Consider the following 21702-nt stretch of genomic DNA (forward strand, 5'->3'; position numbering starts at 1 on the left):
TGAAGTTGGCCTCTCCCGGGTTGCGGTTCTGCGTACAACCGGGGCGGTGGCTAGGGGGCCCGGCGGATAGCCGAGGTTGCGGGCCCCTCCATGCACACTTGGCCAGTGGTTCCACGGTCGTCTTGTCCGGCGCATCGAAAGGATGCAGTGGCCAAGTCAGCAATGAGCTCTTCCGTGTAGCGCAGGGATCCACTGCGCACGATGATGTCGCGCATGATGTTGATTTGGTCGGGCCGGGATTTGATCTGCCCAAATTGCTTTCAAGAAAGACGTGCATCTTCACGTGTGGCGTTCAGTAATGCGTCGCCAACGAGCATTGCCCGCTTGCCTTCGCGGAGGTCGTCGCCGGCCGGTTTGCCTGTGAGTGCAGGTTCGGCAAAAATCCCAGTACATCAGCTCTGATTTGGAAGGCTCCACCCATCCGGGACATGGTGCGAGGCTCCTGCCAGTGCGCCTTCCAGGAGGGTGTTCATTCGAGTATTTTGCTGATCTGAAGCGAAGGATGGTTCAGGCCCTGGCCGCGGCAGAAGCCGGGTCTCTGTGGTCTCCGGCGACTTCTTCCGAAACATCCAGATACTGGCCAGTCACTACCTCTGAACGCATTCGGACGAACACTTCCCTTGCCGGTGTCCCGTTCAGGGTGTTCGGACCAGCGCCGGCAAAGATCTCATCACTGTAAAGAGGCAGAGACTCCCGGCCATGATTGCGGCGGCGTGCCCAAAGTGGCTTGAGTCCGAAGTCCAGTGGTGTTGATCGTATTTGGCTTCGGAACGCCTGCGTACGCTGGGCCGATCCCGTCCGGTGTCGGATTTACCAATGATGTCTTCGTGGATGAGCGCCGCGGCCTGAAGAAGTTCCAGAGCCATGCCCGCGGCCAGGATCCGTTGGGCGCCTTCTGGCCGGCATGCTCCTCGCCACGCCCATTAGCACATGAGCCCGCAATCGCTTACCGCCGGCAACCAGGTCACTGATGACGTCAAGTGATTCCGCGGCTGTCTCTTCGGCGCCGCTGTTTAGGAACGATCGTTGATCTTATAGGAATGCTTGCATCCGGATGTCAACCAGCGCCAAGAATTCCTGTTGTTCCTTCTCTGGAGCGCGAAGGAAAACGTGAGGATCTGGGCTGGGCGGCACTATCCTTGCCGCCGATACGCGCGAGCGATGAAGCTGTTTCTGTGTGTGCTGTGCATGGCTACCTCAGCCACCGTCGACGCCAACGCAGTGGCCGCCTCAAACATGGTCTTGTAGCCCTCCGCTGAGTCAGAGACGGCAGCAAACCCTTGGGAGTGTATGGGTGCAGCCACTCCCGGGATGCTCATCCAGGGATGCAAGCTGGGGATGCGTTGAGAAACGTTGCCCATGTCTGTGGACCCTCCGGCCAGGGATGCAGTTGAAGTAGTGCCCCTCCCGGACCTACGCATTGCTTCTGTCCAATAGGACGCGAGGACGGGATCCTGCAGCAGCGGTTCGTACACAGGTTCCGTGGGCTCAAGGAAGAGCCTGGTGCCTGTGGCCAGTGCTGCGCCTTCGAAACATGCCCGGACTCTGTGCAGCAACGCCTCGTAGTCAGCGAGGGTAAAGGCCCTGCACTCAAAATCGACAACAGCCCGCTCAGGAATGATGTTGGTGGCATGCCCGCCCTCACTGACATACAGTCCGATTCGGTGGTCACTGGGAATCTGTTGTCGAAGCAGGCCTATGGCGATCTGGCTGAGGACGGCGGCGTCTGCGGCATTGATTCCTTTGTGGGGAGCGGTAGCCGCGTGCGAGGCCTTGCCAGTAAAGGTTGCGCGGTATTTTCCCATTGCTTGCGACGATGTGCCCAAGGGGTTATCAGTGAAGCCATCCTGGACAGGATGAGCCATTAGAGCGAGGCTGACGCCGTCGAATATGCCGCCCTCGAGCAGGAGGACTTTTCCGCCGCCGTCTTCTTCGGCGGGCGTTCCAATGACTTTGAGGGTGACGCCGAGCGTTTTGACGAGGGGCATTAAAGCCAGTGCTGCCCCGACGGACGCGCCGGCTACCCAGTTGTGCCCACAGGCATGGCCGATAGATGGCAGGGCGTCGTACTCCACACATAGTGCTACGACGAGATCGCCGTTACCTGTTGATGCTGTGAACGCGGTAGGAAGACCGCCGACGCCGCGTTCGACGGTAAAGCCGGCTTCGGCCAGCAGCGTTGCCGTTATCTCGGATGAGCGGACTTCGCCAAAAGCAGTTTCGGCCAGCCCATGGATCCGCTTGGCCATATCCTCGACCCGAGGCCTCCAGGACCGGACATTGTCCGCGAGAGCATCATGCAATGTAGCTGTCATTATTTTGGCGCTCCTCATCCCTAATGCGCTGAGTAAGACTTTATCGGTGGGGGACGGCGCATCGGGACAGTTTTTGGTCGGGATGCACAGAGCAACGGTATCTGCTTGACGCAGTGCACGATGACCGAGGGTTCCCTCGTCCTTAAGATCATGGAAAAGCCTGGCGCAGCAAGCTCCGGATAGGCCGCTATATCGCCCACACCAACAGAGGAGGCCTCCGTGCCGCAGCAAGTGAATCCACCCAGGGGCGCCACTGTTAACTCGCAAACAGGGCATCATGCCCCTATCAGCGGTTGGTGGGGCCCCGAGGGCGGGGTGGATGCCCTGCGGTACGTCCAGAAAGGAGACATCATGCCAGCACTGCGGGGTTCAGTGACGGTCTGGACGCTTCTTCGGGAAGCTTCACCGCAGAAGCTGGTCTTCGATATCCCCCCTACGAGCTGAATGAAGCTCATTCCACCGGCAAAAGGCCCAGAGAGGAAATCATGAAAAGCATGACAGCTGTACGCAACAGGAACTCTACACGTGGCGGTCGGCAAAACCACAGTGCAGGTGCGAGTCCTGCAACCGTCCCGACCACGGCAGACGCCGTACAAGATGATTCGGAACTTGAGACGCCCACATCAAAGAAGTGACTGCGGGTGCCCGCGCTGGCACGTGAGGAAGGCATCACGTGAGGAAGGCATAGTGCACTCCGTTTCGGAGCGGAGGTTTGATGAGCGGGCGGATCTTCATGGCGGAATGTTTCCCGTGGGCCTTCAGTGCCGTCCTTCCACGCCGGTGACGGCCGGGAACTTGCCGGCTCTGCCATGGTCATGGCAGATACCGTCCTCCAATGGAGGTTCTGGTGTTGGCCCGGTACCGGTTGGATGCATCGGTCGAAGTTCTCGCGAGGTGGCAACAGAGCCAAGACGACATCGTGAGCCTATACCCAGAGTTCGTAACCGGAACCCTGGTGGAAATAGCCGCGAAGGTCATTGACGTCAGCTGATAGCCAGATTCCGGAACCATCAGGCATCTCTTCCTCAACTGTTCCGCGGCGGACGACAAATATGTCCCGGCGCAGCTCTACGACTTTACCAACATGATTTTTCCAGTCATTGGTCTTATACATGGGCAGTGAGTCCGGTAATAGGTCGCGCATCAGCGTTCCATGAGAAGGGCATCGCCCTGGCCGCCGCCACCACACAGTGATACTGCCGCGCGACCGTGTCCTTGCCTGATCAGTGCATGCGCAGCGGTGACAACTAATCGTGCACCGGATGCTCCGATCGGATGGCCAAGTGCAATGGCGCCGCCGTGGATGTTGATCCGTTCATAAGGGATGTCCAGCATTTCACCGGAGTAGGACGCGACTGATGCGAAGGCTTCGTTGATTTCCACAAGGTCAAGCTCTTGTGCTGACCAGCCTTCCTTCTCCAAGGCCGTCTTGATGGCCAGGGCTGGTTTGTCCAGCAAGGTGGTGTCGGGGCCTGCTACTTGTCCATATGACCGTAGGGTGCACAGTACCGTCCAACCTTGCTCTTGGGCGGTTCGTCGTGTCGTCAGCACTACGGCAGCAGCACCGTCGGACAGCGGGGAGGCATTACCGGCAGTTATGGATCCTTCTGGAGAGAACGCTGGCCGGAGCCGGGCTAACTTTTCCGGGGAGGTTTCCGGACGGATGCTCTGATCCTGGCTGACTTCGACAGTGCCCTTTCGTGTGGGGGCGTGGACAGTCACTGTCTCCTGGTCCCAGACGCCGGACGTCTGTGCGCTTGCGGCCTTGAGATGCGATGCGGCTGCGAAGGTGTCCTGGATTTCGCGCGTTATTCCGCAGCGGTCGTTGGCACGATCCGTTGAGAGGCCCATCGACTGGTGGTCGAAAGCATCTGTAAGGCCATCATGCGCTGCGGCGTCGATTAGCGACATCGTCCCGTAGACGTTCCCTTCACGGGTTCCTTTCACCAGGCGTGGGGCTTGGCTCATCGATTCCTGCCCGCCGGCGACCACGAGGGAGGCATCACTAAGGCGAAGCATCCGGGATGCCTCAATAATCGCGGCCAACCCCGAGAGGCACACCTTGTTTAACGTGATTGCGTGCGCACTCAGCGGAATGCCCGCGGCAACGGCGCTCTGGCGGGCCGGGTTCTGTCCTGTGCCCGACTGGAGTACCTGGCCCATGATGACGGCGTCTACGGCGTCGGCGGGGATTCCTGCGCGTGAGAGGGCACCTGAGATGGCAGCGCCGCCCAGGTCGGTTGCAGAAAGATTCGCGAGGGCCCCGAGAATGCGGCCCTGCGGAGTACGGGCTGCACCCACGATGACAACGTCCGTGGGCTGTGCGGGGCGTCGTTCAGGTTTGGTCTTCATAGCAAACTCCATGTTTTCGGGCAGGGCGGTGTTTGATGCCCCAGGGGTTCCGCAGCTCCAGCGGATGTTGCATTAGATTGTCAGGAGGCGGCTGAGGCCACCTTTGGGGAAGTTTGCGCCGAGGACCATGCAGCGGTCGATGTCGTCCCAACTCCCAATCACGTTCTCTTCCAGGAGCAAACGGGCTTCGTGGACAAGAGCGTCATTCACTCTCTGACGGATCCGTGCACCATCGACCTCGTAAGGTTCGGCCGGCGGAATCTGGGCCGCAGGCAGAATCTCGCCGTGTTCGTCGAAAAAGCCTGGCAATCCGGCCGCCACTAGTGCTTCGAGTGAAGCGGAGCGCGCAAAGCGGTCGGGGTATGCCCGGTGCAGGGTGTCGCAGATGTGCTGTTGAACGCGCGGGCCGATGTAACTGATGAGCCGTAGGGGGGTCATGGGCAATTGCCAGGGTTCCAGAGAGCGATCGACACTTGCCGGATCACCGCTTTTGTCCACTTCAGTGAGAATGACGCTGAACATGCGTGTAAGCAGTCGGTTGACGACGAATCCCGAGTGGTCCGCTACAGGGACGGCAGTTTTGCCCAATGCAGTTGCCAGCCCTTGGGCCGCGTGTATCGCGGCATCAGAGGAAAACTGGGTACGGACAAGTTCGATCAGTGGCAGGGTGGCGACGGGATTGAAGAAGTGGAAGCCGAGGACTCGGTCCGGATGCTTCAGGCCGCGGGCCATGGCCGTGACGGACAGTGAGGAAGTGTTTGTCAGTAGGAGGGCCTCAGACGGTACCGTCGTTTCGAGCTGCCGGAAAACCGAGCGTTTGGCTGTTTGGTTTTCGAATACAGCCTCGATTGCGGCGTCGTGATTACGAAAGTCCGCCGGGTTAGTTGTTCCCCGGATGAGATCTGCAACTTCTGCCGCTTCCCCTGCTGCGAGTTTTCCTTTGGCTTCCTGCCGATCAAGGAGTTGGCGGATCCTGTGAAGCGCCGCTGAAACCCTGTCTTCCGACAGATCACTGATAAGCACCGGGATGTGCAACTTGTGAGCAAACAGCAGAGCCAGTTGGCTTGCCATGAGGCCTGCTCCAACCACGCCGAACGACTGAATGGACGTACCCGGCTCAAGCGCTCCTTCAGAAGGGGGTAATTGGGGTGAAAGAGTATCGATCATTAGGTCTGGCTTTCGTTCCTACCCGCGAAGGTAGACCGTGGTTGTATGGGAGTAGAAGTCCTTGGCTGCACTGCCTTGTTCCTTCGGGCCCAGGCCGCTTTTCTTGGACCCACCGAAGGGCACATGAGGATCCGAACCTGCTGATTCAGAATTGATGTGAAGGATACCGACGTCGATAGTGTCCACGGCCTCCAGCGCCGATTTAAGGTTGCGCGTGAACACGGCGGCCGATAGCCCGAACTCGGTTTCTCCTGCCAAGGCGAATGCTTCCTCTTTGGTTCCGGCGCGACGCACGGCCAAGACCGGCCCGAACAGCTCGTTCTTCCACGCCACATTCGTCGAGGCTTTTTCTCCTGCTGGTAGTTCCAACACCGTTGGAGCTACGAAGAATCCTGCTGTTGCGTGGTGAGGATTTTCGAGATGCGTGCCCGCGGCCGGGACGGCGCCAGCAGCGGCCGCGGCGTTGATTCCGGCCTCGATGGAGCGCTGGGCCGCCTCATTGATGACCGGCCCCATGTGTGTTTCGGGGTCAAGCGGGTCACCTACCGTCCAATTACTGAGTTTGCAGGTGAGGGCTTCCAGGAATGCGTCAGCGATGCCGTCCGCAAGGATAAGCCGCGATGTTGCGGTGCATTTTTGTCCAGTGGAACGGAAAGCACCCCAAAGGACTTGCTGTGCGGCCAGTTCAAGGTCTGCGTCATGGAGAACAACAGCGGCGTTTTTGCCTCCCATTTCTGCCTGCATGGGGATGCCCCTGACGGCAGCTTGCGCTGCAAGGGAACGGCCAACTTCCGAGGATCCTGTGAATGACAGCGCGTCGACTTCGGGGTGTTGGACAAGAGATGTACCGAGGACGCCAGGACCGACGATGAGGTTCAGCACACCAGCTGGAAGGCCAGCGGTCTCAAGCGCTTGTGCAAAGCGCATGGCCAGAAGTGGAACCGTGGAGGCTGGCTTCCAGACAACCGTGTTCCCGTAGATCAAGGCCGGGGCAATCTTCCATGCAGGAATGGCAATTGGAAAGTTGAAGGGTGTAATGATGCCAACTACCCCGAGAGGCTTGCGAGTCACCAGAATGCGCTCTCCGAGGCGGGGCGAAGAGAAGTGCTCGCCCGCTGGCCGGTCGCCCTCCGTTGCGAAATAGCGGAGTACTTGAGCCGCGCGGAGAACCTCAGCCTTGGCCTCGGCAAGTGTTTTTCCCTCTTCCCTGGAAAGCTCCAGTCCCAAAGCCTCGGCATGGTCCTCAAGCCCAGTAGCGGCGCGAGCCAGCACGGCGCCTCTTTCGTGCATAGGCAGCTGATTCCAGTCTCGCTGCGAAGCCCGGGCAGCGAGCGCCGCCCTGTTAAGATCATCGAAGACAGCTGCGGCACCCGAAGCGATTTTCTCTCCGTGTCGGCTGGGGTTGACGGAGGTGAGCTGGTCGCCCTGACCGGAGACCCAGTCTCCATCGATGAGCAACTGTAGCTCCGAGATGTCGAGGGATGTATACCCCCTGCCTGCGTGAGCTGAGGTGCCCACGGCGGCATTCACCGAAAAGCTCCGATGCCCGTCAACTTCTGACCGAGAATGAGGGTATGCACTTCGTCGGTTCCTTCGTAGGTCCGTACCGATTCGAGGTTGTTCGCATGGCGAAGGGGTGAGTATTCGAGTGTGATCCCATTGCCGCCGAGGATGGTGCGGGCTTCGCGGCAGATGTCGATGGCTTCGCGGCAGTTGTTGAGCTTGCCGACGCTGATTTGATGGTTCTGCAGGTGTCCGGCGTCCTTGAGTCGACCCAGGTGGAGTGCGAGGAGGAATCCCTTATTGATCTCCAGTGCCATGTTGACAAGTTTCTGTTGCGTCAGTTGGTAACCAGCCAGGGGCTGGTTGAACTGCAGCCGTTCTTTGGAGTAGTCAAGGACGGCTTCAAAGGCATCCCGCGCTGCACCCATGGTGCCCCAGGCTATCCCGTAGCGTGCCTCATTAAGGCAGGAAAATGGACCCTTCAGACCTATTGCGTCGGGGAGGGCCGCGTCGGCTGGTACTCGTACGTCATCGAGAATGACGTCGCACTGCACCGATGCCCTCATCGAAAGTTTCGGCTCTATGGGGTTGGCGGTGAATCCTTTTGAGGACGTTGGCACGACGAATCCTCGGACTCCCTGCTCGGTCTGAGCCCAGATGATCGCCACGTGGGCAATGTTGGCCAGACCAATCCATCGCTTGGATCCGCTGATAACCCAATCGCTTCCGTCCCGGCGCGCATAGGTGGCCATCGAGGATGGGTCCGAGCCTGCTGTGGGTTCGGTTAGCCCGAAGCACCCGATGGCGGTGCCAGCCGCCATCGAGGGAAGCCACTGTTCTTTCTGCTCCGGAGAACCGTGTTTGGCTATGGCTGACATGGCCAAGGATCCTTGAACGGAAACGAAAGTGCGTATGCCCGAATCGCCTGCTTCGAGTTCCGCCGCTGCCAGACCGTATTCCACCGCAGTCCCCCCGCTGCAGCCATACCCCGTCAGATGCAGTCCCAGAAGGCCAAGCTCGGCGAGTCCAGGGACGATCTCCAGGGGAAACCTGCCCTCTTCATACCACCTGGCGATATTCGGCCTAATCTCTTCCCGGACGAAGGCGCGGACACGGTCACGTAGAGCAATTTCTGGTGTAGTGAGGAGTGAGTCGAAGGAGATCAGATCGGATGGGTCGAGTGCGGCGTCAGTGGTGAGGTCTGAGACGTTAGAGAAAAGGTTCATGAGGAGGTCCCTCCTGGGCAAAGTGGACTTGGGAAGTAAAGCTCGCTTCGGGACGTGTCGGTGGCAGCGCTGTCATGGGATTGTTTTAGCCAGGTGAGGACTTCGTCTGTGTGCTGACCCAAAGGAGGAGGGGCCTGTGTACGCGGCGGCATCGGAGGCGTCCAGGAGATTGGGTGCCTGATCTGCCGTCCTGTCACTGTGCCGTTGCTGTCGTGGACAGGGATGGTGGGGTGCAATCCCAGGGACTGTGCGTAGGCGATGCCTTCCCCTACATCAGCTACCCTGGCGGCGGGGACTCCCACTGCGGACAGTCGTTCCTGCCATTGCGCCGCTCCATCTGTTGCCAAACCGGCTTCGAGCAAGGGCACGAGCTCCTCGCGGTTCTTGACGCGGGCGGAGTTGGTGTGGAATCGCAGATCGGAAGCGATGTCCGGTGCGCCGATTTCCGTGCAGAGCTTGCTGAACTGCGTGTCGTTGCCTACTGCCACGGCCAGAGGATCATCCTTGGTGTTAAGAAGCTGGTAGGGCACGATGGAGGGGTGGTCGTTGCCCATTCTGGTGGGCATGACTCCCGCGCCGAGATAGGCCTGACCTTGGTTGGCCAGAGCACCCTGCAGGCTGGAGAGGAGGTTGACCTCTATTCTCCGGCCGCGGCCGGTGGTGGCGCGCTCTACCAGAGCAGCAAGAATACCGATGGTGGCATCTTTGGCGGTGAGCACGTCGACCAAGGCCACCCCGACCTTCATGGGTCCTCCGGTAGGTTCACCGGTAATACTCATCAGGCCGCCGACGGCTTGAACAATGAAGTCGTACCCGGGGAGCTCGCGGCCGCCTGCAGCGCCGAAGCCTGAAATGGAGGCGTACACCAAGCCTGGGTTTTCCTGGGAGAGGGAATCGTATCCGAGGCCCAATTTGTCCAAGCCTCCGGGTTTGAAGTTCTCTACCAGGACATCGGCACGCAGTGCTAGTTCCCGGGCAACCTGCATATCCGCGGGTTCCCCGAGATCCAAGGTGATGGATTCTTTATTGCGGTTGACGCTTTCGAAGTATGTTGCGCCTGTTTCCGAGGACGGCGGCGACCAGTGCCGTGTGTCATCGCCGGTGCCGGGCCGTTCCACCTTGATCACCCGGGCGCCGAGGTCCGCGAGGGTCATAGTGGCAAGAGGGCCGGCCAGCACACGGGAGAAGTCAGCAACGACAATTCCCTCCAGTGGCCTCCGGCCCATCGCTGTGGGCGTCATCGGCTATCTCCTCCCGCCCGCCGTCCTCCAGAGGTCATGACAACGCAGACCGAATGGATGCCTCGAGTACGGCCAGACCCTCTTCGAGGACCTCGGCTTCGATGCCCAGCGGGGGAAGAAGCCGGATGATGTTTCCGTTCGTACCGCACGTGAGCGTCAGGACACCGTGGGCGTTTGCCAACTGGGCCGCCGTTGTGGCTAGGTCCTTGCGAGGGCCGGATGTATCACTGAATTCGACGGCCATCATAGCGCCCCGTCCGCGGACATTTGACACGCCCTCCAAGTCCGTAAGAGGCTCCAGACGGCGGCGCACGGCGGCCTCGATAGCGACCGCGTTCTTCAACAACTCGCCGTCTTCCAATATGTCGAAGACCGCAAGGGCAGCCTCACACGCCACTGGGTTGCCGGCGTAGGTTCCACCGAGGCCACCTGTGTGTACGGCGTTCATCAGTTCGGCGCGTCCGGTAGCAGCCGAGAGCGGCAACCCTCCGCCGAGAGCTTTAGCGCTTAGCGTGATATCGCCGGCAATGCCTTCGTGCTCTGATGCGAAGAAGGTGCCGGTGCGGCCCATGCCGGCCTGGATTTCATCAATGACCAAGACGATGCCATAACGGGTTGCGATTTCACGAAGGCCTTTGAAGAACCCCGGGGCCTGGACAACGAAACCGCCCTCACCCTGGATCGGTTCGATAACCATCGCAGCGAATGTTTCAGGGCCGTGCTCAGCGAGCAGGGCCTCAATCTTGGTCAGTGCTTCCGCAGGACCCTCCGTGGTCGTGTGGGCCGGGGCTGTCGGGGCCCGGAAGACAGAGCCGGGGAACGGTCCGAAGTTGAGTCGATACGGGTTTTCCTTGGCTGTCATAGCCATGGTGAGCTGGGTTCGCCCGTGGTATGCCTCATCGAAGACGAGAATATTGGGGCGGCGCGTGGCCGCTCGGGCAACCTTGATGGCGTTTTCCACCGCTTCTGCGCCGGTAGTAAAAAGCGCGGTGCGCTTTTCAAAGTCCCCGGGAGTGTGCTCATTCAACCACCGGGACACTTCCACGAATGAGGCGTATTCGGTGACCATGAAACATGTGTGAGTAAACCGCTCCAACTGGGCTGAAGCGCGCTCTGCGACCTTCGGGTTTGCCGCACCAACGCTGGTGACTGCGATACCGGAGGCGAAGTCGATCAACCGGTTCCCATCGACATCGACCAGCAGGGCGTCCTGGGCGTGGTCGATGAAGACGGGCAACGTGATGCCAAACGCGTCGGTGACGTGCTTTCGGCGCTCTGCTTCCAGCTCGCGTGAGCGCGGTCCGGGAAGTTCGGTCAGCAGCCGGCGGGCAGTGGTCTTTACGGTTGACGGATCGTTGGCCTGGTTAGCGGCTCGTTCTGATGTGACAGTCATAGGTCCTCCTCGTGTGGTGATGTCCACCATAGGGACACTCCTTAGACGTGTCCTTGGATAATTCGTCCAAAGAAATTGAGGAAACTGTCTCTCGGCACAAAAGACGGTCCCCTAAGATTGACCCATGATCACCCTCGCGAGGCTTGTCGAGGCTGCCAAACATGACCTCGCCCCGTACTGGCCTATCCCGCTTCCACGCGTGGAACTAACCGGAGTCCACGTCTCGGAGCTGGAGGACCCCACAATGTTTCTCTATGGCGGGGAGCTCCTGCTCACCGTCGGCCTGCAGCTGACGGGGCTGAATGAGGTCTCACGACAGGAAGCGGCAAACACGTACGTCCGGAGGCTGGTCCGTGGGGGTGTCGCTGCTCTGGGCCTTGGGTTGGGATCCGGTCATGCGATGGTTCCGGACGAGCTACGCGCTGCCTGCGTTGAAGCCGGGCTTCCGCTTCTAACCGTGCCCCGTGAATCGCCCTTTTTAGCGGTATCTCGAGCGTATTGGGAACTCGTTCGCCAAGGTGGAGAGGCAGAGCTCACAGCTTTACTTGGGTTGCAGGTGGCGTTGACCCGGGCCGCGGCCCAAGATGATGCCGAACCGGAAATTGTTCGGGAATTGGCGCACGCTCTGGGGACATGGGTGGTCTACCTGCCGGAGGGCGATGGACAACCCGCGGCAGCTGCAAGCGTGGGTGCCCTGCCTGCCGGCCTTCTGGGCGAATTGACCCGGGAGACCGTAATGCTCCGTAAGTCCCGGCGTGGTGCGACTGGAAGCATTCAACTGAAAGCAGGGACCGCTTCCTTGTACCCGGTGTCGAACGGCCCGGCAGAGTCCGGATATTTGGCTCTGGGCAGAAGCGGTCAACTGGCAGCAGCTGAGCGGCACCTGTTTCTCACCGCTTCTACCCTGTTAGCGGCCAGGGCCGCTGGGCAGCGGAGCGCCGCGGCGGCGCGCCGGCGGGCAGAGGGAATGCTGGCGACTCTTGTTCTGGAAGGTCACGACGATGCCGCCCGTCTGTTGGCGAAACAATTGGACTCCGATCCGCTGCCGGAAACTGCCTTCGTCGCGGCTCTTCCGGACTTTGATGAAGTTTCCTCAAGGCTCGCTCTTTCCGGTCTTGTGGTGGAACGATTCGATGTCACTTTTGTGGTGCAACCCGCCACTGGCGCGTTGCCCAGCCTTCCAAAGGGTGTCCGAGGCGCATGGGGAGGACCTATGCCCCTGCGCCGAGTTCATGAAATCGGCCGGCAAGTTGCCGACGTTGCCCGATCCGCGCCTGAAGGACAACTGATTCGGGTGGGGCATGGACTGGATCTGCCCGCCGAAGAATGGGTAGACCGCCTTTCTTCGCACTCCATCCAACTTCTGGAAACCGTCCGCGCTTACATCGCGCATCGAGGCCAGTACGAAGCTGCGGGACGGGAGCTTGGGGTGCACCGAAACTCCGTGCGCTACCGGATAGGCCAAGCCAAGGAATTTCTGGGAATCGACCTGGACAACCCCGATGTTTCGGCTCAACTCTGGCTCGCACTCCGGAGTCGAACGCCACAGTAGCAGGCTTCAGAGTCCGGGCCGATGTCGAAGGACCTCGCTTTAGGAGGATCCATACCGCAGAGCCCGGCCACCTCCGGAAGGGGGCTCGCAAGATGGCAACACCGCCGCTTGACGCTTAGTACAAAAACTAGTCGTCTAATTTCCCTATTGCATCGTGACGAGGCTGGTGTACCTGCCTAATCTCAATTGGACAGTCCCTAGATGGATGAATGGTTACACCGGAGAGGCCGACCGGGCCTGGCAAGTAGGCGCAACGTATAGCTGCCCTTGTCCCAAGATGACGCCTCCCGTATGCAGCAGCCGTTCTCCGAGACTGATTCAGGCACCGTTGAGAGGACAATCGTGACGATCGAAGATTCGACCCTGGCGCCGGCTAAGAGCCGGACAATTCGAGGGGCTGTGCTCCAGGAGCTTGGAGCAGAACGGCCCTACGCGGCAACCAATCCCATCCGCGTCGAGGACCTCGAACTCCAAGGTCCTGAAAACGACGAAATTCTGGTCCGTATCGAAGCAGCTGGGATTTGCCACTCGGACCTTTCCGTGGTCAACGGAAATCGACCTCGCCCGGTTCCTATGCTTCTCGGACACGAGGCCGCCGGTATCGTTGAAGAACTTGGTGACGCCGTGACCGACCTCTCCGTGGGACAGCGGGTCGTCATGACCTTCCTCCCTCGCTGCGGGGAATGCCAAGGTTGTCACTCGAACGGGAAGACTCCTTGTGAACGCGGCAGCGCTGCAAACGCCGAAGGCGTCCTGCTGAACGGCGGTCGCCGTATCTCCCGGGCGGGACAGCCCATCCAGCATCACTTGGGCGTCTCCGCCTTCGCCACCCATGCGGTCGTCTCCCGCCACTCTGTCGTACCGGTGGGATCAGACGTTCCCGCCCACGTGGCAGCCTTGCTCGGATGTGCCCTGCTCACCGGTGGCGGAGCAATCTTGAACGTCGCCAAACCGGCTCCCTCTTCGCGGGTTGCGGTAGTAGGCCTAGGCGGCGTGGGCATGGCCGCACTCATCACAGCCCTGGCCACCGGTGTCGAACACGTCGTTGGTGTTGACACCCTGCCTTCAAAGCTGGAGGCAGCCCTCAACCTCGGCGCGAAGCAGGCAATGACGTCTGCAGAGGCCCTGGAAAACGGGGAGAAATTCGACGCCGTTATCGAAGCAGCCGGGCACCCGCGTGCCTTGGAGACAGCAATTGCCCTGACCAGACCCGGCGGAGTCACCGTCACCGTAGGACTCCCGGCGCCCGGCCAGTCTGTGAGTATCGATCCTCTAACCCTTACCGCAGAGGCGCGTTCAATCGTTGGTAGCTACCTTGGTTCGGCAGTTCCAGAGCACGACATTCCCATCTATGAAGAACTCTGGCGGTCCGGGAAGCTAGCCGTCGAAAGTCTCGTCTCGGACACCGTCGCACTCGAGGACATCAACCGTGCAATGGACACCCTCGACGGTGGCCACGCGCTGCGTCAAATCATCACCTTCTCCTAACCCCTAACCTTCAAGCCTAAAGAGAGAACCACCATGTCCACTAAAACTGACCACATCTACAGTGCAATCATTATTGGCGCAGGCTTCGGCGGCCTCGGTCAAGGCGCCCAGTTCGTCCAGGCAGGCATCGAGGACTTTCTGATCATCGAACGCGGCCTCGATGTAGGCGGTGTGTGGCGAGAGAACACCTACCCCGGCGCGGCCTGTGATACCCAGGCCCTGGTTTACTGCTACAGCTACTTCCTTAACCTTAAAGTCTCCCGGATGTTCGCCGGCCAGGAAGAACTTCAGGGATACCTGCGGTCTATGGTGGAAGAATTCGGGCTTGGAAAGCACATCCACTTCGGCCAGAACATTACGGCAGCCGAGTGGGATGAGGAGCGCCGCTTGTGGAAGGTAAGCACTGCTGATGGATCCATCTTCCTGACCCGCTCGGTGGTCGGCGCCTGGGGCCAGCTTAACGAGCCGAACATTCCCAACTTCCCCGGAACTGAAACCTTCAAGGGAGAGGTTTTCCACTCGTCCAAGTGGCGGCACGACCTCGATCTGACTGGCAAACGGGTCGCCTCCATCGGTTCGGCGGCAACGGCCGTGCAGTACGTCCCCGAAGTTGCCAAGGTCGCCGCGAAGCTCACAGTCTTCCAACGCTCCGCCAACTACATCCTGCCTCGGGACCAGTACGTCTTCAGCGAAGAGGAGAGCAAGCGTTTCCAAGAGGACCCGGAGACCTACCGCCAGCTGCGTCAGGAGATCCACGAATTCCGGGAAGCCGGATTCGAACGCACCCGCCGTCACACGGCTGCGTCGGAAGAGGGCGTTGAACTCGCCCGCCAACACCTCGAGGCGCAGGTCTCGGACCCCGAACTGCGGGTCAAGCTGACCCCCGACTACGACTTTGGCTGCAAGCGCATCCTGCGCAGCGATGACTTCTACCCCGCGCTGACCCGGGAGAATGTTGAGCTGGTAACCGAAGGAATCACGGAAATCACCCCAACAGGCCTGCGTACGGCCGACGGGGCGGACCACGAATTTGACGTCATCATCTACGCAACAGGATTCAAGAGCCACGCATTCATGGGCTCTATGAGGGTCTCCGGGCGGGAGGGGATCAGCTTGAACGAGCGCTGGGGCAACGCCCCGGAAGCCTACTTGGGAATCACCGTCGACAGCTTCCCCAACTTCTTCCTGGTGTACGGTCCAAACACCAACCTCAACCACAACTCGGTCGTCTCCATGCTCGAAGCACAGCACCGCTACATCGCTCAGGCTGTGCAATACCTGGCAGCGGAGGAATCGCGGGTCCTGGACGTGGACCCCGAGGTCGTCCGGAAATTCAACGACGAGGTTCAGGAAGAACTCCAGAACTCCGCCTTCTCCTCCGAGTGCTCATCGTGGTACAAGAACGAAGATGGCAGGGTCATTAACAACTGGTCCGGAACAGTTGAAGAATATCGGACCCAAACCCATGAACTTAAGCTCGATGACTACCTCCAACTGGCGGAATCCGGACCTGCAAAGTGACCGGTAGCGACAAGTACAGCAGCAGACCTGTAGCTCAGGACGCCGCTGAGATCTTGGAGAAGTTCCGGCAATCCGGTGGCGTTCCCTTCCACGCCTACCCCGTGGAGCGGGTGCGCGAACTCTACGAAAGCAGCTGCGCCACCAATGGGCTTGCAGGTGAGGAGCTTTCATCGGTCTCCGACTTCGAGATCGAGGAATTCAGGGTGAGGGTCTACCGTCCCAAGGCCACTGCCGAACCAGGCCCGGCGCTTCTGTTCCTTCACGGCGGCGGCTGGGTTATGGGAAGCCTGGCAACTCATGACGGGCTGTGCCGCCGGCTGGCATTTCTTACCGACCTGCCGGTTGTAGCAGTCGACTACAGGCTCGCCCCGGAGCACCCTTATCCCGCAGCCATCAACGACAGCAGGGCGGCATTGCGCTGGCTCCTCGAGGCATCAAACGGTCACCAGCTGAACGTGACCGGAGTAGTGCTGATCGGCGACAGCGCCGGGGGCCAACTCGCGGCGGTTCTGGCCAATGAGAATGCCAGCGCCCAGAATCCACTGCCGGTTGCAGCCCAGGTGCTGATCTACCCGATGGTGGATCTAACAATGGCATCACAGTCGTATAGCCGGGTGAGAGAGGGTTTTCCTTTGGTTGCTGACACCATTGCATGGTTTGCTGACCACTACCTGCCCGGTAATGTTGACCGGTCCTCACCCGAGATCAGCCCGGGCCAAGGCCAACTGCCTTTGGGGCTACCGAAAACACTCATCATCACAGTGGACAACGATCCGCTGGTTGATGAGGGCGCCGAATACGCTGCGGCTCTGGCCAAGGCCGGAACTGAGGTCCAATACATGCATCTGCCTGGATATGCCCATGGACTCTTCACTTCCGCTGGAAGGGTCAGCCGAGGCGAGAAAACAATAACCCAGATAGCCGAGTTCATCTCAAAGGCTGTCACGGACCATCCCTGACGTCGCTGGCGAATCCCAGCACATGGCGGGCACCCTGCCTCAATGGATTTGACCTGCCGAAAAAATTAAACCCAGTACGGGGATAACCCGCCATAACCATGGTGGGTTATCCCCGTACATGTTCCAAAGGAATTTCCATGACCACCGTCCTCGCTGAAACCCTCGCCGTATCCGCACAAAGGGAGGCTGCATTGCTGGCCACCATACCTACAGGTCTCTTGATCGGTGGGCACTGGCAAGACGCCGCCGATAGCGGAACCTTTGATGTTCACGATCCGGCTACAGGAAGCGTTCTCAAAACGCTGGCTTCGGCAACGCAGGCAGACGCCCTTGCTGCTCTGGATGCCGCTGATGCCGCCCAGGCAGACTGGGCACGAACGGCGCCGCGTGAACGCGCAGAAATACTGCGCCGAGCCTTCGACCTGGTGACTCAACGCGCCGAAGACTTTGCACTGCTCATGACACTGGAAATGGGCAAGCCCTTGGCCGAGTCCCGGGGGGAGGTCGCCTATGGAGCCGAGTTCCTTCGCTGGTTCTCCGAGGAAGCAGTCAGGGACTACGGACGTTACGTGACGACGCCCGAAGGCAAGAATAAGATTCTTGTCCAGCACAAGCCGGTCGGACCCTGCTTGCTCATCACGCCCTGGAACTTTCCGCTGGCCATGGCCACCCGAAAGGTCGCTCCAGCACTGGCTGCAGGCTGCACCGCTGTCCTAAAGCCCGCAAAGTTGACCCCCTTGACTTCACAGCTATTCGCTCAGGTCATGATCGAGGCCGGACTGCCCGCCGGCGTACTCAACGTCGTCTCCTCGTCCAGCGCCGCCAACATTTCCGGCCCGCTGCTGAAGGATTCCCGGTTGCGGAAAATCTCCTTCACGGGATCAACACAAGTGGGCAAGCGGTTGATGGCCGAAGCAGCCAACAATGTCCTGCGGACGTCGATGGAGCTTGGCGGAAACGCCCCGTTCGTCGTTTTTGAAGATGCCGACATAACCAAAGCCGTCCAAGGAGCATTGGCGGCGAAGATGCGCAACATGGGTGAAGCCTGCACCGCGGCCAACCGTTTCCTGGTCCACGAATCCGTCGCTGCAGAGTTCACGGAAAAATTTGCTGACGCCATGAAATCGTTGGTTACAGGACGGGGCACCGAACCCGGCAGCCAAGTAGGGCCCCTTATTGACGCCAAAGCCCGCGAAGACGTAGACGCGTTGGTCCGGTCAGCGGTCGACGCTGGAGCAACAGCCATCACAGGCGGGGCACCAATAACAGGGGCGGGCTACTTCTATCCGCCCACAGTACTCGGCAATGTACCTAACGATGCAGAAATACTGCGCCAGGAAATTTTCGGTCCAGTTGCCCCGGTTACCAGCTTCACCACGGAAGAAGAAGCCATTCGCTTGGTCAACAGCAGCGAATACGGCTTGGCTTCGTACCTCTATAGTCGCGACCACAACCGTCTCCTCCGTGTGGCAGAGCAGATCGAGTTTGGCATGGTCGGCTTCAACGCCGGCATCATTTCCAACGCAGCGGCCCCCTTCGGCGGAGTAAAGCAGTCCGGCCTTGGTAGGGAGGGCGGCTCTGAAGGCCTGGCCGAGTACACCACCACGCAGTACATCGCCATCGCCGACCCCTATGCAGGCAAGTGACCGTCGAACCAAATACCAGGGAGAACTATTGATGAAACGCACAATTCATCAGCCAGTCCAGGGAAGGGAGCAAGGACCTCCAGCCCGATGGCGGGCGGGCGCTCCCTTCCCTCCCGCCGCGCAGGCTGCCGCCCACCACGGCGCGACACCCAGTCCGGTCTTTGTCTCGACGAGCAGGACGTCCACGACCGCAGCCCCTGAGGATGCTTGCGATGACGACTGCCACTTCTGCTCCGGACCCGAAACCGACTGATCTCCTAGATCCTCATCTCCAGCAAAGATTTGAAAGTCTATGTTTAACGTGCCTGAAACACCTCGGCCCCACGCTCGCAACGGTAGTTCGCAAGACTAACTCCGTATCAGGCGCTCAAATCGTCTACTCGCACACATGAACATCGGGGAAAAAATTTAACCTACGTCACACCTTGCGTTTCTAAACATCTAAAACTAGAGTTATGAGTGACGCTAATCACGGTTCATACCGATTTCTCGCCTCAGGCTGAGTCCCCCTTTTTCCTTCAGCGATAGACGGCAGCGCAGCCGTCCTAAGGAGTCCAATGTCCACCAATGCCAAGAGTGCCGAGCACTCACCGATAGACGAAGATGCCGAAGAGCTAGCTCGTCTCGGCTATACGTACGAAAAGCAGTTCAAGCGCGAGATGTCGTTCTGGGGGAACGTATCGCTTGGTTTCACGTACCTTTCACCGGTTGTAGGCGTTTACACTCTCTTCGCCTCATCACTGGGCCTGGGCGGGCCGCCCATGATCTGGTCATTCCTCATCGTTGGGGTTGGGCAGCTCTTCGTCGCTCTGGTGTTTGGCGAGATTGTTTCCAACTATCCCGTTGCCGGAGGCGTCTACCCTTGGGCGCGAAGGCTCTGGGGCGCGAAATGGGGCTGGATGACCGGATGGGTGTATCTCATCGCGCTCCTGACCACGATCGCTGGCGTTGCTTACGGGGCAGGAACGTTCCTCGATGCGCTCCTTGGAATGGAATCATCCACCACCTCCACGATTATCTGCGCGATTGCACTGATACTGGCGGCTACGGCCGTCAACCTTGGGGGGACAAAGCTGCTGAGCAAAGTCGCCATGTTGGGACTCTTCGCAGAGCTCGGAGGCGCCCTGGTTGTCGGGATCTGGTTGCTGGTCGCGGCCCGTCAGCATGATCTCAGCGTCCTCTTCAACTCCTTTGGAGCCGGCGGCGACGGAGGCAACTACTTCATCGCATTCGCGGCGGCGGCCCTCATCGGCATTTACCAGTACTACGGATTCGAAGCTTGCGGCGATGTAGCCGAAGAAGTCCCCAATCCCGGTATCCGGATCCCCAAGGCCATGCGCATGACGATCTACATTGGCGGATTCGCCGCAACCTTCGTGTGCCTTTCCCTTATCCTCGCAGTACCGGACTACTCGGCCGTGATCTCAGGAGAAAACACTGATCCCGTAGGTACGGTACTGGCCGGCGCTTTCGGGGAAATCGGTCACAAGGTAGTCCTGGCAATCGTGCTCATTTCATTCCTGTCCTGTGTCATGAGCCTCCAAGCCGCTGCCAGCCGGCTGAGCTACTCCATGGCCCGCGACCGGATGCTCCCTGCCAGCCGCTACCTCGCGAAATTCCTGGAGCAACGCCACGTCCCGCCCTACTCGCTGCTCCTTGCCTGCGCAGTTCCGGTACTGATCATCCTCGGTTCGGTTGTCTCCCCCGACGCTCTGGTCGTCATCGTGTCCTTCGCAGCATTCGGTATCTACCTCGGGTTCCAAATGGTGGTACTTGCCGCCCTCCGGGCCCGGCTGAAGGGCTGGAAGCCCTCCGGAAAGTTCCAATTGGGCAGGTGGGGAATCCCGGTCAACATCGCCGCCCTGACGTGGGGCATTCTCGGAATCACCAATATGGTTTGGCCCCGGTCGCCCGAAAGCCCTTGGTTTGTGAACTACCTTGTCCTCCTTTCCGGAGTCGTTGTCATCGGCCTCGGGCTGGTGTACCTGATCAGCAAAAAGCCCTACACGTATAGCGACGCCCCCGCGGCAGATGCTATTCCGTCATCTTCGTCATTGCGCGCCGAAGCAGGAAATGCCGCCGCGAGCAACGTCGAAAACTACTTGTGAGAGATAGAAAGAAATGACAACACCGACCGCTGAAGCCCCGTACCTGGACATTTCAGATCCCACCTTCGCGATGCAGTCCGAAGCACTTCGGAATGCCCGTGAACAGAGCTGGTACGCACGCACCAATTACGGAATCGCTGTCCTTCGGTACGAGGAAGTCAGCAAGTTGCTGAAGGACCCCCGCTTGAAGCAGGGCAGCGCCCAGTGGCCCGAACACCATGGAGTGCACAGCGGCCCCTTCTACGACTGGTGGACCAAGAACCTCCTGGTCCTGGAAGGTGAGGACCACCACCGGATCCGTCGTCTGCTCAACCCGGCGTTCTCGCCTCGACTCCTCAAGTCCTTGGTGCCAAGGTTCCAGGCTTTGGCAAACGAACTTGTCGATGCCTTCATTGACAAGGGCGAATGCGAATTCGTCAGCGATTTCGCTGAGCCCTACGCCACCCGTGTGCTGACCATCATGCTGGGTATCCCGGAAACCGAGTGGCCGACCATTGCCCGCCTCGCATCAACCATCGGTCTCGCTCTTGGAGTAACCCTCAAACAGGACCTTCACAAGGTCGAGGCGGCTCTGGCCGAGTTGTACGAGTACGCCGAGAACCTCATCAAGGACCGCCAGGCCAACCCGGGAGATGACTTTGTCAGCCGGCTGGTCTTGGCGAACCGTGACGGAGACAGCCTCAGCGACGCCGAACTCCGCAACGCCCTCGTGCTTCTGATTTTCGGCGGCATGGACACCACCCGAAACCAGCTCGGCCTCGCCATGCAGTCGTTCATGCGCAACCCGGAGCAGTGGGATCTTTTGGCAGAAAGGCCCGAACTCGGAGCCAAGGCCGTTGAAGAAGTCATGCGGATCAACCCGACGGTCACCTGGGTGACCCGGGAAGCAGTCGAAGACTTTACCTACGAGGGACTGGCCGTCGCCAAGGGAACCACCGTGCATCTTTTCACACAAAGTGCCGGTACCGACCCAAGGGCATTCCCGGAACCTGGGATGAACCTTCTCGGTGAACACGCACCCCACCATGGCTTCGGTGGCGGCGTCCACCACTGCTTGGGCCACTTCGTTGCCCGCTCGGATATGAGCGAGGCCCTGCCGCTGCTTGCCCGACGATTGCGCAACCCCCAGATCAACGGAACAGACGAGTGGATGCCCGACTCCGGGAACACCGGCCCAGTCCGCCTCCCGATCAGCTTCACCAAGGGCAATTAACCGCGATCGCTCCCAGAC

Annotated in this window: 16 protein-coding genes; 7 read left to right on the plus strand and 9 right to left on the minus strand. The window is 59.8% G+C overall.

All coding sequences use genetic code 11. The features are described 5' to 3' along the window. Positions 1–635: 635 nt before the first annotated feature. From ACIPY2_RS20730 to ACIPY2_RS20770, 9 genes are all read right to left on the minus strand, one after another. On the minus strand, positions 636–866 hold the full coding sequence (locus ACIPY2_RS20730; RefSeq protein WP_400268288.1) for a polyprenyl synthetase family protein: 231 nt from the start codon (positions 864–866) through the stop codon (positions 636–638). Between the two features lie 267 nt (positions 867–1133). Next, a complete protein-coding gene (locus tag ACIPY2_RS20735; RefSeq protein WP_400268289.1) occupies positions 1134–2315 on the minus strand; it encodes a M20 family metallopeptidase in 1182 nt (393 codons plus the stop codon). Between the two features lie 925 nt (positions 2316–3240). Beyond that, on the minus strand, positions 3241–3459 hold the full coding sequence (locus ACIPY2_RS20740) for a hypothetical protein (RefSeq protein ID WP_400268290.1): 219 nt from the start codon (positions 3457–3459) through the stop codon (positions 3241–3243). Next, complete coding sequence (locus ACIPY2_RS20745) at positions 3459–4667, minus strand: acetyl-CoA C-acetyltransferase (protein ID WP_400268291.1); 1209 nt, start codon at positions 4665–4667, stop codon at positions 3459–3461. The genes ACIPY2_RS20740 and ACIPY2_RS20745 overlap by 1 nt, the downstream gene beginning before the upstream one ends. 72 nt (positions 4668–4739) lie before the next feature. Continuing rightward, positions 4740–5834 carry a 3-hydroxyacyl-CoA dehydrogenase family protein gene (locus ACIPY2_RS20750; RefSeq protein WP_400268292.1) on the minus strand — a complete coding sequence of 365 codons (1095 nt, stop codon included), beginning with the start codon at positions 5832–5834 and terminating at the stop codon, positions 4740–4742. Between the two features lie 18 nt (positions 5835–5852). Continuing rightward, on the minus strand, positions 5853–7352 hold the full coding sequence (locus ACIPY2_RS20755) for an aldehyde dehydrogenase family protein (RefSeq protein ID WP_400268293.1): 1500 nt from the start codon (positions 7350–7352) through the stop codon (positions 5853–5855). Between the two features lie 8 nt (positions 7353–7360). Then, positions 7361–8563: an acyl-CoA dehydrogenase family protein gene (locus ACIPY2_RS20760; RefSeq protein ID WP_400268294.1), complete on the minus strand. Its 1203-nt coding sequence runs from the start codon at positions 8561–8563 to the stop codon at positions 7361–7363. Continuing rightward, positions 8560–9804, minus strand: coding sequence for a CaiB/BaiF CoA transferase family protein (locus ACIPY2_RS20765; protein ID WP_400268295.1), 1245 nt, complete (start codon positions 9802–9804; stop codon positions 8560–8562). The genes ACIPY2_RS20760 and ACIPY2_RS20765 overlap by 4 nt, the downstream gene beginning before the upstream one ends. Before the next feature lie 34 nt (positions 9805–9838). Next, the gene (locus tag ACIPY2_RS20770; protein WP_400268296.1) at positions 9839–11197 is read right to left on the minus strand and encodes an aminotransferase class III-fold pyridoxal phosphate-dependent enzyme; all 1359 of its coding nucleotides are present in this window, start codon (positions 11195–11197) and stop codon (positions 9839–9841) included. A 124-nt stretch (positions 11198–11321) separates the two neighbouring features. Between ACIPY2_RS20770 and ACIPY2_RS20775 the strand changes: the two genes are divergently transcribed. The 7 genes from ACIPY2_RS20775 to ACIPY2_RS20805 all read left to right on the plus strand — a co-directional run bounded on the left by ACIPY2_RS20775 (position 11322) and on the right by ACIPY2_RS20805 (position 21684). Beyond that, entirely contained in the window at positions 11322–12749 is a 1428-nt protein-coding gene (locus tag ACIPY2_RS20775; protein ID WP_400268297.1) for a PucR family transcriptional regulator, read from the plus strand. Positions 12750–13091: 342 nt separating this feature from the next. Beyond that, on the plus strand, positions 13092–14237 hold the full coding sequence (locus ACIPY2_RS20780) for an alcohol dehydrogenase catalytic domain-containing protein (RefSeq protein WP_400268298.1): 1146 nt from the start codon (positions 13092–13094) through the stop codon (positions 14235–14237). 33 nt (positions 14238–14270) lie between these two features. Continuing rightward, on the plus strand, positions 14271–15758 hold the full coding sequence (locus ACIPY2_RS20785; protein ID WP_400268299.1) for a flavin-containing monooxygenase: 1488 nt from the start codon (positions 14271–14273) through the stop codon (positions 15756–15758). Then, positions 15755–16717: an alpha/beta hydrolase gene (locus ACIPY2_RS20790; RefSeq protein WP_400268300.1), complete on the plus strand. Its 963-nt coding sequence runs from the start codon at positions 15755–15757 to the stop codon at positions 16715–16717. The genes ACIPY2_RS20785 and ACIPY2_RS20790 overlap by 4 nt, the downstream gene beginning before the upstream one ends. 137 nt (positions 16718–16854) lie before the next feature. Then, positions 16855–18363, plus strand: a complete 1509-nt coding sequence (locus tag ACIPY2_RS20795; RefSeq protein WP_400268301.1) for an NAD-dependent succinate-semialdehyde dehydrogenase — start codon at positions 16855–16857, stop codon at positions 18361–18363. Positions 18364–18920: 557 nt separating this feature from the next. Continuing rightward, positions 18921–20471 (plus strand): APC family permease, encoded by a 1551-nt coding sequence (locus ACIPY2_RS20800; RefSeq protein WP_400268302.1) that lies wholly within the window; start codon positions 18921–18923, stop codon positions 20469–20471. A 13-nt stretch (positions 20472–20484) separates the two neighbouring features. After that, the gene (locus ACIPY2_RS20805) at positions 20485–21684 is read left to right on the plus strand and encodes a cytochrome P450 (RefSeq protein ID WP_400268303.1); all 1200 of its coding nucleotides are present in this window, start codon (positions 20485–20487) and stop codon (positions 21682–21684) included. Positions 21685–21702 lie beyond the last annotated feature (18 nt).

The organism is Paenarthrobacter sp. NPDC089675 (assembly GCF_044749185.1).
In the GTDB taxonomy this organism is placed as follows: domain Bacteria; phylum Actinomycetota; class Actinomycetes; order Actinomycetales; family Micrococcaceae; genus Arthrobacter.

Bases quoted from the DNA above. Each gene is read 5' to 3' on its own strand.
- ACIPY2_RS20735 (WP_400268289.1), bottom strand. From the start codon at position 2,315: ATGACAGCTACATTGCATGATGCTCTCGCGGACAATGTCCGGTCCTGG.
- ACIPY2_RS20760 (WP_400268294.1), bottom strand. From the start codon at position 8,563: ATGAACCTTTTCTCTAACGTCTCAGACCTCACCACTGACGCCGCACTC.
- ACIPY2_RS20775 (WP_400268297.1), top strand. From the start codon at position 11,322: ATGATCACCCTCGCGAGGCTTGTCGAGGCTGCCAAACATGACCTCGCC.
- ACIPY2_RS20785 (WP_400268299.1), top strand. From the start codon at position 14,271: ATGTCCACTAAAACTGACCACATCTACAGTGCAATCATTATTGGCGCA.
- ACIPY2_RS20770 (WP_400268296.1), bottom strand. From the start codon at position 11,197: ATGACTGTCACATCAGAACGAGCCGCTAACCAGGCCAACGATCCGTCA.
- ACIPY2_RS20750 (WP_400268292.1), bottom strand. From the start codon at position 5,834: ATGATCGATACTCTTTCACCCCAATTACCCCCTTCTGAAGGAGCGCTT.
- ACIPY2_RS20730 (WP_400268288.1), bottom strand. From the start codon at position 866: ATGGCTCTGGAACTTCTTCAGGCCGCGGCGCTCATCCACGAAGACATC.
- ACIPY2_RS20765 (WP_400268295.1), bottom strand. From the start codon at position 9,804: ATGACGCCCACAGCGATGGGCCGGAGGCCACTGGAGGGAATTGTCGTT.
- ACIPY2_RS20805 (WP_400268303.1), top strand. From the start codon at position 20,485: ATGACAACACCGACCGCTGAAGCCCCGTACCTGGACATTTCAGATCCC.
- ACIPY2_RS20745 (WP_400268291.1), bottom strand. From the start codon at position 4,667: ATGAAGACCAAACCTGAACGACGCCCCGCACAGCCCACGGACGTTGTC.
- ACIPY2_RS20740 (WP_400268290.1), bottom strand. From the start codon at position 3,459: ATGCGCGACCTATTACCGGACTCACTGCCCATGTATAAGACCAATGAC.
- ACIPY2_RS20800 (WP_400268302.1), top strand. From the start codon at position 18,921: ATGTCCACCAATGCCAAGAGTGCCGAGCACTCACCGATAGACGAAGAT.
- ACIPY2_RS20795 (WP_400268301.1), top strand. From the start codon at position 16,855: ATGACCACCGTCCTCGCTGAAACCCTCGCCGTATCCGCACAAAGGGAG.